The 16,035-nt window shown below is 61.0% G+C and carries 16 protein-coding genes and 1 pseudogene; 12 read left to right on the forward strand and 5 right to left on the reverse strand.

Annotated elements, in window-relative coordinates; all coding sequences use genetic code 11:
- The first annotated feature begins 63 nt into the window (after nt 1–63).
- The 5 genes from Thiowin_RS00660 (at nt 64) to Thiowin_RS00680 (ending at nt 3,086) form a co-directional block, all read left to right on the forward strand.
- Nucleotides 64–243 carry a hypothetical protein gene (locus Thiowin_RS00660; RefSeq protein ID WP_328985833.1) on the forward strand — a complete coding sequence of 60 codons (180 nt, stop codon included), beginning with the start codon at nt 64–66 and terminating at the stop codon, nt 241–243.
- Nucleotides 244–306: 63 nt separating this feature from the next.
- On the forward strand, nt 307–621 hold the full coding sequence (locus Thiowin_RS00665) for a hypothetical protein (protein ID WP_328985834.1): 315 nt from the start codon (nt 307–309) through the stop codon (nt 619–621).
- 52 nt (nt 622–673) lie between these two features.
- Nucleotides 674–1,801, forward strand: a complete 1,128-nt coding sequence (locus Thiowin_RS00670) for an IS110 family RNA-guided transposase (protein WP_328985835.1) — start codon at nt 674–676, stop codon at nt 1,799–1,801.
- A 797-nt stretch (nt 1,802–2,598) separates the two neighbouring features.
- Nucleotides 2,599–2,895, forward strand: coding sequence for a PIN domain-containing protein (locus Thiowin_RS00675; RefSeq protein WP_408034142.1), 297 nt, complete (start codon nt 2,599–2,601; stop codon nt 2,893–2,895).
- The gene (locus Thiowin_RS00680) at nt 2,892–3,086 is read left to right on the forward strand and encodes a ribbon-helix-helix protein, CopG family (RefSeq protein WP_328985837.1); all 195 of its coding nucleotides are present in this window, start codon (nt 2,892–2,894) and stop codon (nt 3,084–3,086) included. The genes Thiowin_RS00675 and Thiowin_RS00680 overlap by 4 nt, the downstream gene beginning before the upstream one ends.
- Here the strand turns inward: Thiowin_RS00680 and Thiowin_RS00685 are convergent.
- Nucleotides 3,028–4,284: an ISL3 family transposase gene (locus Thiowin_RS00685; protein WP_328985128.1), complete on the reverse strand. Its 1,257-nt coding sequence runs from the start codon at nt 4,282–4,284 to the stop codon at nt 3,028–3,030. The genes Thiowin_RS00680 and Thiowin_RS00685 overlap by 59 nt on opposite strands.
- Nucleotides 4,285–4,564: 280 nt before the next feature.
- On the opposite strand from Thiowin_RS00685, the gene Thiowin_RS00690 reads away from it, so the two are divergent.
- Together Thiowin_RS00690 and Thiowin_RS00695 are read left to right on the forward strand one after the other, a co-directional pair.
- Entirely contained in the window at nt 4,565–4,714 is a 150-nt protein-coding gene (locus Thiowin_RS00690; protein ID WP_328985838.1) for a hypothetical protein, read from the forward strand.
- A 183-nt stretch (nt 4,715–4,897) separates the two neighbouring features.
- Nucleotides 4,898–5,839: an RpnC/YadD family protein gene (locus Thiowin_RS00695; protein ID WP_328985839.1), complete on the forward strand. Its 942-nt coding sequence runs from the start codon at nt 4,898–4,900 to the stop codon at nt 5,837–5,839.
- Between the two features lie 309 nt (nt 5,840–6,148).
- On the opposite strand, the gene Thiowin_RS00700 is transcribed toward Thiowin_RS00695, so the two are convergent.
- Both Thiowin_RS00700 and Thiowin_RS00705 read right to left on the reverse strand, forming a co-directional pair.
- Nucleotides 6,149–6,703 (reverse strand): GNAT family N-acetyltransferase, encoded by a 555-nt coding sequence (locus Thiowin_RS00700; RefSeq protein WP_328985840.1) that lies wholly within the window; start codon nt 6,701–6,703, stop codon nt 6,149–6,151.
- Nucleotides 6,700–6,981: a type II toxin-antitoxin system TacA family antitoxin gene (locus tag Thiowin_RS00705; protein WP_328984771.1), complete on the reverse strand. Its 282-nt coding sequence runs from the start codon at nt 6,979–6,981 to the stop codon at nt 6,700–6,702. The genes Thiowin_RS00700 and Thiowin_RS00705 overlap by 4 nt, the downstream gene beginning before the upstream one ends.
- Before the next feature lie 123 nt (nt 6,982–7,104).
- Here Thiowin_RS00705 and Thiowin_RS00710 point away from each other — a divergent pair, with 123 nt between their 5' ends.
- Nucleotides 7,105–8,166 carry a hypothetical protein gene (locus Thiowin_RS00710; RefSeq protein ID WP_328985841.1) on the forward strand — a complete coding sequence of 354 codons (1,062 nt, stop codon included), beginning with the start codon at nt 7,105–7,107 and terminating at the stop codon, nt 8,164–8,166.
- Nucleotides 8,167–8,456: 290 nt separating this feature from the next.
- On the opposite strand, the gene Thiowin_RS00715 is transcribed toward Thiowin_RS00710, so the two are convergent.
- Together Thiowin_RS00715 and Thiowin_RS00720 are read right to left on the reverse strand one after the other, a co-directional pair.
- Nucleotides 8,457–9,566, reverse strand: a complete 1,110-nt coding sequence (locus tag Thiowin_RS00715; RefSeq protein ID WP_328985842.1) for an IS91 family transposase — start codon at nt 9,564–9,566, stop codon at nt 8,457–8,459.
- Nucleotides 9,563–10,470 (reverse strand): annotated as a pseudogene (locus tag Thiowin_RS00720) (tyrosine-type recombinase/integrase). Before Thiowin_RS00720 ends, Thiowin_RS00715 begins: the two are co-directional and overlap by 4 nt.
- Nucleotides 10,471–10,585: 115 nt before the next feature.
- Here Thiowin_RS00720 and Thiowin_RS00725 point away from each other — a divergent pair.
- From Thiowin_RS00725 to Thiowin_RS00740, 4 genes are all read left to right on the forward strand, one after another.
- Complete coding sequence (locus tag Thiowin_RS00725) at nt 10,586–11,692, forward strand: OB-fold nucleic acid binding domain-containing protein (RefSeq protein WP_328985844.1); 1,107 nt, start codon at nt 10,586–10,588, stop codon at nt 11,690–11,692.
- Nucleotides 11,689–12,057 carry a hypothetical protein gene (locus Thiowin_RS00730; RefSeq protein ID WP_328985846.1) on the forward strand — a complete coding sequence of 123 codons (369 nt, stop codon included), beginning with the start codon at nt 11,689–11,691 and terminating at the stop codon, nt 12,055–12,057. The genes Thiowin_RS00725 and Thiowin_RS00730 overlap by 4 nt, the downstream gene beginning before the upstream one ends.
- Nucleotides 12,058–12,435: 378 nt before the next feature.
- Nucleotides 12,436–14,331, forward strand: a complete 1,896-nt coding sequence (glmS, locus tag Thiowin_RS00735; RefSeq protein ID WP_328985847.1) for a glutamine--fructose-6-phosphate transaminase (isomerizing) — start codon at nt 12,436–12,438, stop codon at nt 14,329–14,331.
- Nucleotides 14,332–14,451: 120 nt separating this feature from the next.
- Nucleotides 14,452–16,035, forward strand: coding sequence for a glycosyltransferase family 2 protein (locus Thiowin_RS00740; RefSeq protein ID WP_328985849.1), 1,584 nt, complete (start codon nt 14,452–14,454; stop codon nt 16,033–16,035).

Genomic DNA, 16,035 nt, shown 5'->3' on the forward strand with positions numbered 1-16,035 from the left:
CTCGCTTTGGCGTGACATGGTTGCAATTCTGCCGAGAAGCGAATTCATCATAATGATTCACCCATGCCGTCTGCCGTCGAATCACTCGCCATCCCCGCCGTCAATCTGGTCCACCCCAAAAAACACGCCGACGGACGCGGTTTTTTCTCCGAGACCTACAGTCAAGGCGACCTTGCCGCCGCTGGCATCGACATCCACTTCGGGGGGAAAACGCGTGAATTCCAGGGACAGTTTACTGAATAGCCCAAGGATCGCGGCAACCAAAGCCCCTCCCACCCCCAGCCGCGCATCGGCTAGACTCTCGGCATGAGCCGCGATCCCCGCATCCCCTGGCATGAACTGCTCGGCAAAGCCCACACCGACGCGCTGATCGGGCTGCCGTACAGCGTCAGCACCGAAGAAGAGCTCGCCCTGCGCAGCCAACGCCTGGATGTGCTGATCATCGAGCAAGCCCCGGCGGCAGGCAGCGACGGCCGCGACCCTCAGCGCACCAAGGCGGCCTTGCAAACGCCCAACGCATCGCCCACACCTGAGCCCTATGCGGATGCGCCTGAACGCCCCGATGGCCTCGAAGACCTCGCCGCGCACAACCTACTCAGTTTAATCAAAGAAACTATGTAGGCCATCCAAGTCTAAGCCTCGACATTAACCCCGAGCCACGAGGAGACCGAACATGACCACTGCCGCTGTCCAAACGCCGAAGACCACCCTCTATCTGGCCCTCGAGCTGAGCAACAAGACCTGGAAGCTTTGCTTCAGCAACGGCGAGAAGATCCGGATCAAGACCATCGAAGCGCGGGATCTTCCCGCGTTGCGCGAGCAGATCGAGATCGCCCAGGGGAAGCTTGGACTCAGCGCGGATTGTGTCATTGAAAGCGTTTACGAAACCGGGCGGGATGGCTTCTGGATTCATCGCATCTTGGAATCCTGGGGGATTCACAGCCGTGTGGTCGACTCGGCCAGCATCCAGGTCAACCGCAAGAAGCGGCGCGTGAAGACCGACCGGGTCGACGTCGAAGCCCTGCTGGTGCAGCTCATGCGTTATCTTGGCGGAGAGAAAAAAGCCCTCGCGGTGGTGAACGTCCCCAGTGCCGAGGCCGAGGATCGGATGCGAGTTGATCGCGAGCGCGAGCGGCTGATCCACGAACGTGGCGCCCACAGCTCACGGATGAAATCCCTGTTCGTCGCCCAAGGACTGGTCATCGAGCGCCTCAACGACTCGCTGATCGAAAACCTCGATCACCTATGCACCGCCACCGGCGAGCCCCTCGGCGCCGACCTCAAAGAAGAGATCCGCCGCGAATATCAGCGCTATTGCTTGGCTGATGAGCAAATCCGCGCCATCGAGCAAGAACAAAAGCGCCGCGTCGAGCAAGCCACCGACGCGGCCTATGAGCAAATCGCGCGCATGCTCGAGCTCAAAGGCATCGGCTGGGTTTCGAGCTGGGTCTTGGTCATGGAATTCTTCAGCTGGCGCGGCTTTCGCAACCGCCAGCAGCTGGCCGCCTGTGCCGGGCTGACCCCCACGCCCTATGCCAGTGGTGATGACCAGCGCGACCAAGGCATCAGCAAGGCTGGCAACCGACGCATCCGTGCCCTCATGGTCGAGCTGTCCTGGCTATGGCTGCGCTACCAGCCCGACAGCGCCCTGAGTCGCTGGTACCGCGAGCGCTTTGCCAAGGGCGGCAAACGCATGCGGCGCATCGGCATCGTCGCCCTGGCGCGCAAGCTGCTCATCGCCCTGTGGCGCTATCTCGAACAGGGCGAGATCCCGGACGGCGCGGTGCTCAAAGCCGGCTAAGGCCCGCCGCCCGCGGAAGACATCCAGTCACCCCCAAACGGCCGAGTACGGCGCCAACGCCCGAGGAGAGAGCAACGCGACGGATCACGGTCAAGGTTGTCGAAAGCGCCCGACAGGCCCCTGGGCTGACCCCTGGTCATGCCGTTTTAAAAGAAGGGGCGCTTTCCTTTTCAATCGGTTTCAGCGGCGAACATCGCATGCAATTTCAGGTGACCGGGCTTCCCGGCACGGATAGAAGGTGGAGCGGATTCGCACAGAATCTGTCGGCTTTCAAACCGAGACAACCCATGGCTGTCATAACGCTCGCAATGCTCATGACACCGAGCAAAACGCGCTGACCAAACGGCCGCCATCGCCAAGGAGAACGAATAAGCTAGTGACGATTCAAAGTGAGTGATCAGGCTATTTGAAAGCGTTTGAACAGCGCCCGACGGCCTTGCCATGCACGAGCGTTTCGATAAACCACGCCCGCCCCTTCGGGGAGAGAGAAGCGCGGCATGGCGGCTGGTCTGCGCAATCATGCAATGCGATAATGAATGTAACATTCTGATTTGCGATGTTGGCGCTGAACAAAATAATCTCTCGAAAAAAGGGCTTGACAAAAACGCCTCATAGAAGGGGCCAGGCTCGGTTTAATTTCTGTGCTAAACTCCAGGCATGCCAAGACGCCCCCGAATTCCGGGGACAGGCAATTCTGGGGACATATACTTAATTCCTTTGGGCTGGCAGGGCGCGCTGTTCGCGGCGAAAGGCGCTCCCATCCAATCGGCAGCTATCAACCGCTTTTCGGAAATGCCTTGTGGCAGGAGTATTGCGATCTGTTGGGGCGCGATGTATGGAGCATGAAGACCACTGCTGAAGAAAGGCAACAGGTGCTGGCGGCATTGGCTCAACGTGGTCGATGGGTGACGATTTATTATGGTTGGCGTCCCAATCTCCCCGATGAAGCAGACAACCACTTGGTGGAGCTTGCCCTGGCGGGAGGGGCTGCCGGAATCGTGACGCATAATGTGCGGGATCTTCGCCGAGGAGAACTGGTGTTTGATCAGCTGCGGTTGCTGACGCCTGCTCAATGTCTGGAGAAATGGTTATGACAACATTAACGATCCGCTTGCCGGACGACACGGCGGCGCGCTTGGACTCTTTGGCACGTAGTCGCGGACTCACCACCGACAAATTGGGCTCTCTTACGTTTGGTATGGGTAACCGATTTTTTACACAGCAGGTTAAGCCGAAAGGGTGGCACACGCTGCTGCATCAAAGGGACAAGCGGGCAGGCGGGTGAGCTTGCCGGCGATCAGGTAGGCGATGGTGATCAAATGCTTCACCGTGCCGTAGCCACGGGCTTTGGCTTTGGCGGCCTGGATCTGGCCATTGATGGCTTCAACACGACCGTTGGTCAGGCGCGAATCGAACGCGTTAAGCACGCCTTCCCAATGGTCCTTGATCGTCTGAGCGACCTTCTTCATCGGCTCAAGGCGGCAGCGACGCGCCCAACTGACCCAGGCTTTTAGTAAGGGTTCGGCTTCTTCACGGGAGGTCGCGGTGCGGAAAATCTCGCGCAGCGCCTCCTTGATTCGCCAGGCACGGTGGGTTTTGAGATTGAGCCGACGCAGGTCGGCAAACTGTCCGATCTGGCGGCGCGTCCAGTCGCTTTTGTCCTTCAGCCATAGGTAGCGCGAACGCTTCAGACCGGGTTCGGTTTTCACCTCCGCGCGACGCACCTCATCAACGGCTTTGTTGACCATTTGAATGACATGGAACTCATCGAAGGTGATGTCGGCCCAGGGCAAGTGTTCCGCGACGCCGGCCTGATAAGCTGTCGACATATCGATGCAGACCGAGCGGATGTTCTCGGCGCAGCCGCCATGGGCCTCAAGATCCTCGGCGAATTGATCGACCACCTCCGCCTTGCGCCCCTCGGTGGCGAACACCAGTCGCTCAGCCTCCATATCATGGAACAAGCTAATGTAGTGATGTCCGCGCCGCGCGGCGGTCTCATCGAGGCCGATGTCCTTGACGCTGGAGAAATCCTCCTGCGCACGGGCGGCATCGACATAGGACTCCAGCACGCGCCACACACGCATGTCGCTCACGCGCAGCAAGCGCGCGACCCCAGCCACCGGCATGGCCCGGCACAAGGTCACAATCAAGGCTTCCATCAGTTGGGTGAAGCTGGTGTTGGGCCGCGCCCAGGGCACGGGAATTTGCGTTGTCTTGCCGCACTGCGCGCAACGCACCCGCGGCACCTTCGCCTGCAGATACGCCTCGTATTGGAAGAAGTTCAGATGCCGCCATTCGCGCGCTTGGGTGTCATGAACCGGCTGATGCTCGGTGCCGCAATGCGGGCAGGGAAAGTGCGCCCCACGTTGATAGCCGAGCGCGAAGTCGATGCGTCCAGCCACTGGATCGAAGCGCACATCATCGACAAACCAGGGAGCAGACAAGCCCAGGGCAACAGAGAACAGCGACGTGGTTTCCATGATCAGGCCTCCGAGGCCTGTGGATATGTGGACGCGTCCTGCGGACCGGCCCGAGCCCTACGGGACGTGTGGACAACCCCGGTATCGCGCCGAGCAAGCATCGCGGGAAGCCTGCAAGATCGGGGGGCGGCGCGCTCCCGGGGTTGCCCACACTCTCGGGCCTCGCGCCCACATAGCCACAGGCCCTACAACTGGTTGAACATTAATTTTCCCGGAAAGATGCCGCTTCGCGGCCCGGCTTTCAAGCAGAAACCCATACCAGACGTAAGAGAGGCACAAATTGGTCGAGGATCTGAGTGCTCGCGCCGTGGCAGCGTGGGATACTGAAAACCATTTTCGGGCGATGGCTGCGACGGGCGACATCAAGCAGGCACTTGGAATTCTGGATCGACTGGATGCCGAAGACCGGCAGGTAGGCGCTGACCTGTAATTATAATTAAAGGATAGAGTAGAGAGCAGGTTGCCATCACTTTAGTCGCGGCTTATCTGTTTCCGCCCCTTTCAGGAATTCCGGGGACATATATAATTAAGGAATTCTGGGGACAGTATACTTAATTCCTTTCGGGCTGCCCCCAACGCTCCCACCCCGCCCCAAATCGGCTAAAATCACCCCATGACAGCCGACACCCAAGCCACAGACACCAGCGACAAACCCGACTACGACAGCCCCTGGAAAGAGGCGCTGGAGCGGTTCTTTCCGGAGTTTCTCGCGCTGCTGTTTCCGGCCATCCATGCCGAGATCGACTGGTCAAAGGGCGTGCAGTTTCTCGACAAGGAATTCCAGAAGATCGTGTGCGAGGCCAAGACCACCCGGCGCTATGCGGATAAGCTCGTCGGCGTCACCCGCCGCGATGAGACGCCGGTGTGGGTGCTGGCCCATGTTGAAGTGCAAGGCGATCCGCAAAGCGACTTTGCCGAGCGGATGTTCACCTACAATTACAAAATCCGCGATGCCTACCAAGTGCCGGTCGCGAGTCTGGCGGTGCTGGCCGATACCAAGCGCAGTTTCCGCCCCAACAGCTACAGCACGGCGCTGTGGGACTGTCGGGTGCAATTCGACTTTCCGATGGTCAAACTGCTCGACTACGCCACCCCCGAGCGCTGGGCCGAGCTGGAAGCGAGCGACAATGTTTTTGCCTTGGTGGTGATGGCCCAAATCCGGGCCAAGGTGACCGACGATGCCGAGACCCTGAAACGCTGGAAATTCCGCTTGATGCGCCTGATGTACGAGCGCGGCTATGAGCGCACGCTGATTGAAGAACTCTTCCGCCTGATCGATTGGATGATCCGTCTGCCTGAAGAGCTGGAAGCAGAGTTTCGCCAAGAACTCTACGCCTACGAGGAGCAATACCAAATGCCATACGTGACGACTGTTGAGCGAGCCGGGATTCAGAAGGGCGAGGCCACCATCTTGATGGCTCAGCTGCAAGAGAAATTCGGTGCAGATTCACTCGACGCCCACCGCGAGCGCATCTCCGCCGCTGAGCCTGAAGAACTCCTGCAATGGTCCAAACGCATTCTCAGCGCCGACAGCCCCGAGACCATCTTCCACTGAGGCCCTCAGGGCGCGCTGGCAACATCAACCAACGTCCCTTAGCGTGTCCATCTGCTGGTCACGCCCAAAGCGGCTGAGGATATTCCCCGGCTGGTGATGGCCATCGGTCGGCGCTATGTGCAGACCATCAACAAGACCCGGAAATCCGGTGACAGTATACCGAACAGCCTGAGGCACGCAGCCAAAGCCCACCCCAGCAGCGCATCGGCTAGAGTGTGGAGATGAGCCGCGACACCCGCATCCCTTGGCATGAACTGCTCGGCAAAGCCCTCACCGACGCGCCCTATGGCGCCTGGGCGCTGGAAGAGCTCAACAGGTTATCCACGGCGGCGTTGGGGGTAGAGGCTTCCGGGTGCTGAGGTTGCCACGGTTGATCAGGCCTTTGGACAAGGGAAGAAACAGGGTGTGCGGTGAGTCGGACAATGCGATGAAGCCATGGTGGTGGTAGAAGGCCGCAGCCTGTTCGTCCTTTGCCTCGACGACCAGCGCAAAAGCGGCAATCTCGGCGCGGGCCGCTCGTTTCAGCGCGTCAGCGAGCAGGGCGCCGCCAAGGCCTTGCCCGTGGAACGCGCGATGCACCGCCAAGCGCCCCAGACGTACGGCTGGTATTGAGGGGTAGCGGGGCAGTTTCTTGGCCGTTTCCGCGGGAAGCTCGGATAAGCAGAGGCTTGCCGATGCGAGCGTATAGTATCCGGCAATCCGCTGTTCCTGGGTGAGCGCGACAAAGCAAGCCGTCACTCGACGGCGGATATCCTGCGTGACTTGGCGTTGAAAATAGCGGTCGAGTGCTACGCAGCCACTGTCGAACGGGCGGCGGTCATGGTCGGCAGCGAGCGCAACGATGCGGAAGGTCGCCTCGCTCACTCAGGCGCCACCAGCGCTCGGTGACGCGCGAAGGCGCGCTCCATCGCCGGCGTTTGCTGTGGGGGCGACAACAGGGCTTCGGCAAAGCGTTGGGAATCGGCCTGAGACAGGCGGATGACCTCGGCCTGCTCAATGGCCTGTTGGGCGGCCTCGGTGACGGCGGTGACGACAAAGTCGGTCATCGTTCGACCTTGGATTTCGGCGGCGCGTTTGAGTAAGGCATGGAGATCGGTGCTGATCCGTGCTTCAAGGCGAGCGGTTGACGAAGCGGATGGCATGATGGACTCCCGTCACGATGGATGTACCCGATTCCCTAAGGGTACGGCAAATTGCCGTCCATTGCTGCAGCACTGGTGGGGGCGGCGAAGACGGTGCGCACGCGCATCGGCTAGACTCTCGGCATGAGCCGCGATCCCCGCATCCCCTGGCATGAACTGCTCGGCAAAGCCCTCACCGACGCGCTGATCGGGCTACCGTACAGCGTCAGCACCGAAGAAGAGCTCGCCCTGCGCAGCCAACGCCTGGATGTGCTGATCATCGAGCAAGCCTCAGCGGCAGGCAGCGACCCTCGCCGCGGGGTCGCCGGCAGGCACCTCGAGCGCACCAACGCGCCACACCAGGCGCTGAACGTCCCGCCCGCACGCGAGCGCCATCCCAACGACCTTGAACGCCCCGATGGCCTCGAAGACCTCGCCGCGCACAATCTGCTCAGCTTCAAAGCCGCTGGTTCGCCCTATGACGCCTGGGCGCTGGAAGAGCTCAACAGTCACTACGTCACCTACCGCATGCTCGCCTCCATCCGTGCGTTGCAACAGCGGCCCGCCCGCCAGCCACAACGGCCGATTCGCGATGAGCAACCCGTCAGCGAACCCGACACGGCCTCATCACAACCGCCAGCGGGAGACGCCCGCGATCAGCAACCCGTGAGCGAACCCGCCACGGCCTATCGGCTGCTCCCCGCAACCGACTTCCGCGGCTACGCCGTGGCCACCCATTTTCCACGCAAGCTGATCAAACAACTCCCATCGGGCAGTTGTCAAAGAACCAGCAAGCCTGGCATCTATACCCTACGCGCCGGCACCCGCGAGGTCCGCCTCATCGTCATCAACGATCTGCGCGACCTGCCGCACAACGCCCCTTGGCGGCTGTTCTGCAGCAACAAAGCGCAGCAACGCGCGGCGTTGCAGCAGTATCATCCCCACAGCGAGATCGGCCTGCACCTGCAAAACCTGCTTGCTCACCACCTGCTCGGAGACGGCACCATGGCCCACACCTTTGAAGACATGCAACGCGAAGCCCATGAGTGGTTGAAGGAGTCCATCCGCAAGCTCGATCCTGATGAAGTGCTGCAGTGCTATGCGCCAGAGGAGCGGCTCAAGGGGCTTGATGCTGAGGAGCGGCTCAAGGGGCTTGATCCCGCCACGATCGAGGCCTGGCTGAAGAAACACCGCCGGGATCATTGAAGCTGACACCCCACCCCCGGACATCGCCGTCAAGAACGACCACGACAGCCCGTGGAAAGAGGCGTTGGACGAGCCCGGGGTTCAGGGAGAGAGGGGGGCTAAGAAAATAGCTTTTCCGCGCTGGGGGATCATGCAGACCGGTTCGCCGGGCATCAACCGCTGACGAACTCGGCCTGGCGACGGCGGAAAGAACATTGTCGAGAAGCGTGACGAAATTGCCCGAATTGCAGGCGAACGCCACCCTCGGCTCCGAATTGCCGATTTCACAGAGAACGGATTGTTGCTTTCGCTTACATGACTGGTCGCGCCGCTCCTTCAAGCGGCGGTGCGGGTTGGACAGGGGATCCTCGTGGAGGTAAGCGCGTCTGGACAATCACCATCTCGGCGCCGCAACAGGGGCATGTCAGCCGAGGGCGAGGTTTGAGCTTGGCAATGAACCGCTGCGGATCCAATCCGAACAGCCACTGCAGCAGCACAATGGCGCGTTTGCTATTGGGATGGAGAAAGCCATAGTTGCGTGCCCGGCGAAAGCCCTTGGGTAAAACATGCTGAAGAATCAGCGCCAAGAACTGCGCACCCGGCAGAGTACGGACCTCATCGCGCTGGCCCTTGGCATGGCGGTAGCGAAAGGCCACCTGGCCGTTCTCGCAGGAGAGAATGTCCTGCTCACGAATGACACCGCGATAGAGATAGCGCCCCAGGTACTTAAGCGCCTTCTCGCCATGGCCCACGCGCTTGCAATGAACCACCCAGGTGCTGGTGACCCCGACCGGCAGCGTGAGTCCTTCTGCGGCCATGGCCGCCAACAGCTTGGCGCGAAAGACTTTCGCCAGCGCCTTTTGTGGGAACAGATACCCACGCTTGCCCGATTTCGTCCGCCACCGTTTTTTCGCCACATCGATGGCCGCCGCCGGTACCACCAGATGCACATGCGGATGAAAATCCAGCGCCCGCGAATGGGTATGGAGCACTGCGGTCACCCCGGGATCTCCCTGTAACTGCCGATCATTGCGGGCAAAGGTTTGCACCGTCTCCCAACTGACGCGGATGAGGAGATCATAGAGGACAGACTGATTCGCCCACACCAGGTGACGGAGCTCTTGAGGAACCGTGAAGGTCAGCAAAAAATAGGTCGCTGGTACCTGCTTGGCCAGTTGGCGCTCCAGCCACTGCTGGCTCTCATGGTGCTGGCAATGCGGGCAAGCGCGATGGCCGCAGGAATGCGGGATGAACTCCGTATTACCACAGGCGTTGCATTGGGCTTGCATGACCGGACTGGCCGAGGTACGGCAGTTCTTCAGCGCCTCCAGGGCGTTGAACTGGCTGGGTAAAATACGCCCGGCGTAATGCGCCAGATAGTCGGCCTCAAACAGGCGGAAGATCGAGGAGAGCAAGATCATTTCACGCCCCTCCAGTCGATGGAGAAGCCGCCGATCAGGGCATTAATGGTCTGCTCGGCACGCGCGCTGGTCTGGTGCGTGAGGTGGGTGTAGCGCGCGGTGGTGAGGATGGAGGAATGGCCGAGGATGGTCTGGACTTCGCGCAGATCGACACCGGTTTCAATCAGATGGGTGGCGTAACTGTGGCGTAGGCTATGGGGTGTAATCTTTTTTTTATCCCACAGCTGGCGACGACCTGGCCCAGGGCGATTTGCACGCCACCGCGATCCAGCGGCGTCTTGGCCATCGCCGCTTTTTTCAGACCGCCCTGGCGGTTGGGAAACAGCAGCGAGGGATGGCGATGTACGCGCCAGAACCGACGCAAGACATCCAAGGTTGTCTCCGGTAGCGGGACCAAGCGATCTTTATTGCCCTTGGCGTCGCGAACATGCACCCGCCGGCGCTTGGCATCCATATCGGCCACCGTCAGACGCAAGCCTTCGCCGAGGCGCAGGCCCAGGCTGTAGAGGGTGAAGAACAACACCTGGTAGCTCAGTACGCGGGTTGCCTGAATGGCACGCTGAACCTCCTCTACTGTGAGGATATCGGGCAGGCGCTGAGCGCGCGGGGGCTTGATGAGGTCAACATGGACCCAGGGCTTTCGCAGGACATGGGCGTAGAAGAATTTCAGACCATAGAGGTCCAATTTCACCGCACTCCAAGAGTGCGTTTCCAGCAGCTTGGTGAAATAATCGAGCAACTGCGTTTCAGACAGATCGCCGATGCAGCCATCAAAGGCCTTGCCGATGCGCCGCACGCCACGGGAGTAGGCGTCAATGGTCTTAGGTTGCAGCCCTTTGAGCCGCAGGTGCTTGAGATGCGTTTGGTACTGAAGCTTGAACTTGTCTTGACAAGATGTTGACATGAAAGTGTCACCTCATGGTTGATGATCCACAAACCCTCGAACCCAAGGGCGTGAGGTGACATTTTAGGCCATCAGGCTCTGCGGCTGGGTTCTCCGCGAAGCGGCTCCGTCCAACGTGACATCAGAGTACCTGCGCCCAAAGCTCCTCGGCGGTCGTTTTGACCACCACCGCCTTCCGCTAGAAGTCCTCAAGGATTTTTCGGCCTTGGAGGAGATGATTGTTGCCGTCGCCAAATGGCAATACCTACAAACACACCAAGACCGCGAACGCGTACCCCGCGGTTTCAGTGGCAGTATCCAATTAGCGCTCACGGCTATCGAAGAGGGCAGCACCATTCCAGTGATTGCGCTTTCGATGTCGCCGGGGAGCCACGCGAGCAACCTCCAGTACTTCGAGCGTGCGCGCGATCTAATTATCAATACGATGTTTGCCATGCAGCAGCAGTCGCCTTGCGCGATACCAACAAAGTTACTCAGCTATTTCGACCGGTTCGGGCGCAGCCTAAAAGAGGAGGAATGTATCGAGTTCACGGCTTCAAATGGCCAAACGGTTGTTTACAATCAACAGATCCGCCATGACCTCATTCGTGCATCCCAGATCGAAAGTTGGTCAGAAGACGCCGTTTTGCGAGGGCGGATTGCTGAGGTTGAAGCCGGACGATCCTGCTTTGAGCTTGAACTGCGCGATGGCACCCGCATCAGCGGACCTATCCCCTTGCAACATCAAGAGGTGGCCTTTAAGGGACTGCTTGAGTACCAAGTTGGCACCGCCGTAGCGGTGCAAGGCGTTGTCAAAAAAGATCGCCATGATCGAATCCTAAAAATTGAATCGATCGAAGACCTGACCATACTCGATCCACTCGATGTTGTTTTTCGACTCGAAGAACTCTCAGCGCTGAAACCAGGTTGGTTAGACGGGCGCTGGACGGCAGTATCGTCGCAAGGATTGCACTGGCTGGCTGGCGCCTTTGAACACTATTACGACACAGATCTCCCGCTTCCCTATCTATACCCCACGGCTGAGGGAGAGATCAGGGCTGAATGGTCATTCGATCACCACGAAGTTTCTTTAGACGTCGATCTTGAAACCAAGCGTGGGCTTTTTCATGCACTCGACCTGGTTGCCGAGACTGACAAGGCGTTTCAAGCAGCACTGGATTCAGAAGACGGCTGGAGCCTTCTGAACCAGGCCTTGCGTTCGCTGGAGCCTGCGCTGAAATGAAGACAGACACCTTGCTACTCAGGCAGATCAATCCGAATTTTGCTCAAGGCGACCGCGTCACATCTCAAGCCTTCCGACCGACACCCAAAGATCAACATCTGTTGTCGGTTGACGATGGCGACCAAATCACGGCGGCAGCAGCCTTTGACCGCTTCACAACTCAAACCCAAGGGCGTTCGATCGGCGTGATGGCCGTCACCTGCGAAGAATGCAGCGCACTCAATCTCGGCGTCATCGCTGATGGCGTGCCTTACAAAGAGCATGTCTCGATCGACTTCCGGGGGCTGGCAAACAGCAAAGTCGAGAGTTGCGGAAAAAAACTCGCAGTCCAAGCAAGACAGCGCGGCTGGCTGTTTCAGCCATAACAACCTGCCCATGCACAGCGAAAACCGACTCAAACACCCAATTCTGCTCAGCATCGACAGCTTCGCCATCGGCTCCCAGGTGACCCGGCTCGCGCCGCGCATCTTGGGCAGATGACCCCTCATGCGAATTCAATGGTCCAGAATGAAGTGGTCGAATGAAAGGGTCCAGGCTCAAGTTAATTTTGGAACGCTCGGTAGACTCAATGTCATTTTATTGAGTTCGAGCAGTTGTGTGACTTAACGGGTTACTTTGGCAATCCGGATTTTAGGGAGTCAGCAGGGTTTCGAGAATGCCGCTAGTATCATTTCTTAACTCCTCGGGTAGCGCCTTTTCGTTGAACCTGCGATCAAACTGCGATCACGACGAGGATCACAACGATGTGCTGCATCGTCGGCTACATCGGCACCCAACCCGCCGTCGCGCGCCTGCTGCACGGTCTGCGCGAGCTGGAATATCGCGGCTACGACTCGGCCGGCGTCGCCGTGCTGCAACCCGAGGGGCTGCGCTGCTTCAAGGCCGTTGGCAAGCTCGACAACCTCGCCGCCAAGCTCGGCGACTTCGAGTCCAGCGGTCCGGTCACCGCCATCGGCCACACCCGCTGGGCCACCCACGTCAAGCCGACCGAAGCCAATGCCCATCCCCATGGCCTGACCCACAGCCAGGTGGTGCACAACGGCATCATCGAGAACTATGTCGCTCTGCGCGAGGCGGTCGAGACGCCGTTCCTGAGCCAGACCGATAGCGAGGTGATTGTTCATCTGTTCGAGCGCCACTTGGCCACTTGGGCGGCGCAGGCTGAGCCCGCCTTGGATCAGCGCGCCGAGACCCCGTCCAGCGCTGCTGATCCAGCCGCTGGTGCAACCGGTGATCCAACCGTCGATCTAACACTGGCCGCCTTCCGCGCCACCCTCGACGCCCTGCACGGCGCCTACGCCATTTTGTTGGTCAGCGAGACCGCGCCGGGCCGGATCTTCTTTGCCCGCAAGGGCTCGCCGCTGCAACTGGGCTTTGCCGAGGACGGCTGTCACTTCGCCTCCTCCGATGCGCCCTTGGTTGGGGGCTGCAGCCAGACCCTGTATCTGGACGACGGCCACTGGGGCGTGGCCACGGCCGAGGGCTTGACCCTGTTCGCCGCCGACGGCTCGCCCGCGGAGCTTGCGCCCAAGCCGCTGCCCGCCAGCAGCCTGGCGGCGCGCAAGGAAGGCTATCGCTACTTCATGGAGAAGGAGATCTACGAACAGCCCCGGGTGCTGGCGGACATCCTCACCGGGCGCCTGGGCGAACAGGCCGTCCGGCTCGATGAGCTGGAGGCCGACTGGCTGCGGCCCATCTCCTCGGTCACCCTCTGCGCCTGTGGCACCAGCTACCATGCCGCGCTCACTGGCAGTTATCTGCTCGAGCGCCTGGCGCGGGTACCGGCGCGGGTGGAGATTGCCAGCGAGTTCCGCTATCGCGAGCCGGTGTTGGACCCGAACGGCCTGTTTGTGGTGATCTCCCAGTCCGGCGAGACCGCCGACACCCTGGAGGCGATCAAGCTGGCCAAGGCGCAGGGACTCGCCACCCTGGCGCTGTGCAATGTCGATAATAGCTCCATCGTGCGCGAGGCCGAGCGCACCCTGCTGCTGCGCGCCGGCATCGAAAAGGGCGTCGCCTCGACCAAGGCCTTCTCGGCGCAGGTGCTCACCCTCTGGCTATTGGCCCTGTACTGGGGCCAGGCGCGCGCGGTGCTGAGCGGCGAGCGCCACGCCCGCGAGCTGACCGCCCTGCGCGCGGTCTTGAACGTGATGCAGGTGCAGCCTCGGGTGCACGAGCGTCTGCACCGGCTCTCCAAGCGCTATCTCCACGGCCACGGCTTCTTCTTCATCGGCCGCGACCTGTTCTATCCGCTGGCCCTGGAAGGCGCGCTCAAGCTCAAGGAGATCAGCTACCTGCACGCCGAAGGCGACCCCGCCGGGGAGATGAAGCACGACCCCATCGCCCTGGCCGACGCCGAACTGTTCACCATCGCCCTGATGGCGCGCAGCACCTTTTATGAGAAGGTCAAGAGCAACGTCGAAGAGCTCTCCGCGCGCGATGCCACCCTCATCGCCATCACCACCGAAGACTTCGAGCTGGCCGACGACATCATCCAGATCCGCCCCTACGATCATCCGATGCTGGAGTTCTTCGAGATGCTGGTGGTGGTGCAACTGCTGGCGATGGAGATCGCCATCCGGCTGGGGAATGATGTGGATATGCCACGCAATTTGGCCAAGAGCGTGACAGTAGAATGAGCGGGTGGTGAAATCGCCCCTTGCGACAACGGGGGTGCAACGGGACACCCGGAGGTCAAGCTGTCCAGCGCACTCAAACTAGGCAATCAAGCGCTGCGCGCGGGGGATGCGCGCGCGGCGGTGGCCTATTACCAGCAGGCACTCGCCGAGCGGCCGGCGCTGGCACCGCTGATTCGCGCCAACCTGCGTCTGGCCTGGCGGCGGCTGGCGCGCCAGGGCGACGAGGTCGCGCCATCCACCGGACTCGATCGGCTGTATCGCGCCCTGCCCGCCACCAGTCACTTCGCCCAGCGACTGCGCACCCTGCGGCTGGAGCAGGAACCGCCCGCCTTGCCCGCCGCCATCGCCGCCGCGGAACAGGCAGTAGCGGCGCTGTTGGCGGCGGCGCCGGGATGCTGGTGCGCCACCGGGGAGGCACAGCCGCCGCTGGTCAGCGTGATCATGCTCAGCCACAACCGCGCCACGCTCATCACTGAGGCCATCGCCTCGGTGCTGGAGCAGCGCTATGGGCATTGGGAGCTGTGGGTGTGTGATGACGGCAGCACCGATCACACCGCCGCCGTGGTGGCGCGGGTGGCTGATGCGCGGGTGCATTACCTTGCCCTGCCCAAGCAGGGCGCGGCGGCAGCGCGCAATCAGGGTCTGCGTCGGGCGCGCGGGGCGCTGATCGCCTATCTGGACACCGACAACCTGTGGCATCCGGACTATCTCGCCACCGCTGTGGCCCTGCTGCAAGCGCAGCCCGGGCGCTCGGCGCTGTATATGGACTATCTGGACTGTCGCTTGTTGCCGGCGGGGCAGGTGAGACTGGAGCGCTTCAGCGGGCGGGTGTTTGATCCCGAAGCCCTGCTGCAGCGCAACTTTATCGACCTGAACGCCTTTGTGCATCGCCGCGAGCTGTTCGCCTGCCTGGGCGGTTTTGATGAATCCCTGGTGCGGCTGCAGGATTATGCCCTGATCCTGACATACAGCTGGCTGCGCGATCCGCTCTACTGGCCGCATCCGCTGAATTTGTATCTGCGCGACCCGCATGTCGGGCAGATTACCCAGGTGCAGGCGGCGGATCGGTCGGCGGAACAGCGGGTGCGCGCGCAGCTCCAACAGATGCTCGACCAGGGGCCGCCACGCCAGAGGCCACATCCGCCCCGGCGTCTGCATATTCTGTCGTGGGACAGCGGTCGCAATCACTTCTCCAAACCCTTCGCCCTGGCCGAGGCTCTGCGTGATGAGCACCAGGTGCAATTGCTGAGCTTCGATTTCTTCAACGAAGGGGTGTTTGAGCCGCTGCGCTCCGCCCCCTTGCCCGGCCCGCTGTGGGTGCGGCCCGGCAGTCCGTTTCCGGACTTTTTCGCGCGCCTGGACGCCGCGCTCGAGGCCCTGCGCGATGCCGAGGTGCTCTATGTGGTCAAGCCGCGTTTGCCGAGCCTGGGGCTGGCGTTACTGGCCAACCGCCGCACCGGGGTGCCGCTGGTGTTGGAGGTGAATGATCTGGAAACCGTGGTGAATCGCCTGGGCGCCCAAGCCGGGCCGGCCCCGTGCGCCACGAGCCGCTGGCGCTGGAGACCATGGATTGGTCCGACCCGGCGTTGCGCAATCCTTACAGCGAGCGCTGGGCGCAGTTGCTTGATCCGCTGGCGCGCGAACTGCCGGTTGTGTTCACGCACAATCGGGCGTTGGACGCGCATTTTGAACACCGCTGCCTGA

Source organism: Thiorhodovibrio winogradskyi (genome assembly GCF_036208045.1).
Lineage (GTDB): Bacteria > Pseudomonadota > Gammaproteobacteria > Chromatiales > Chromatiaceae > Thiorhodovibrio > Thiorhodovibrio winogradskyi.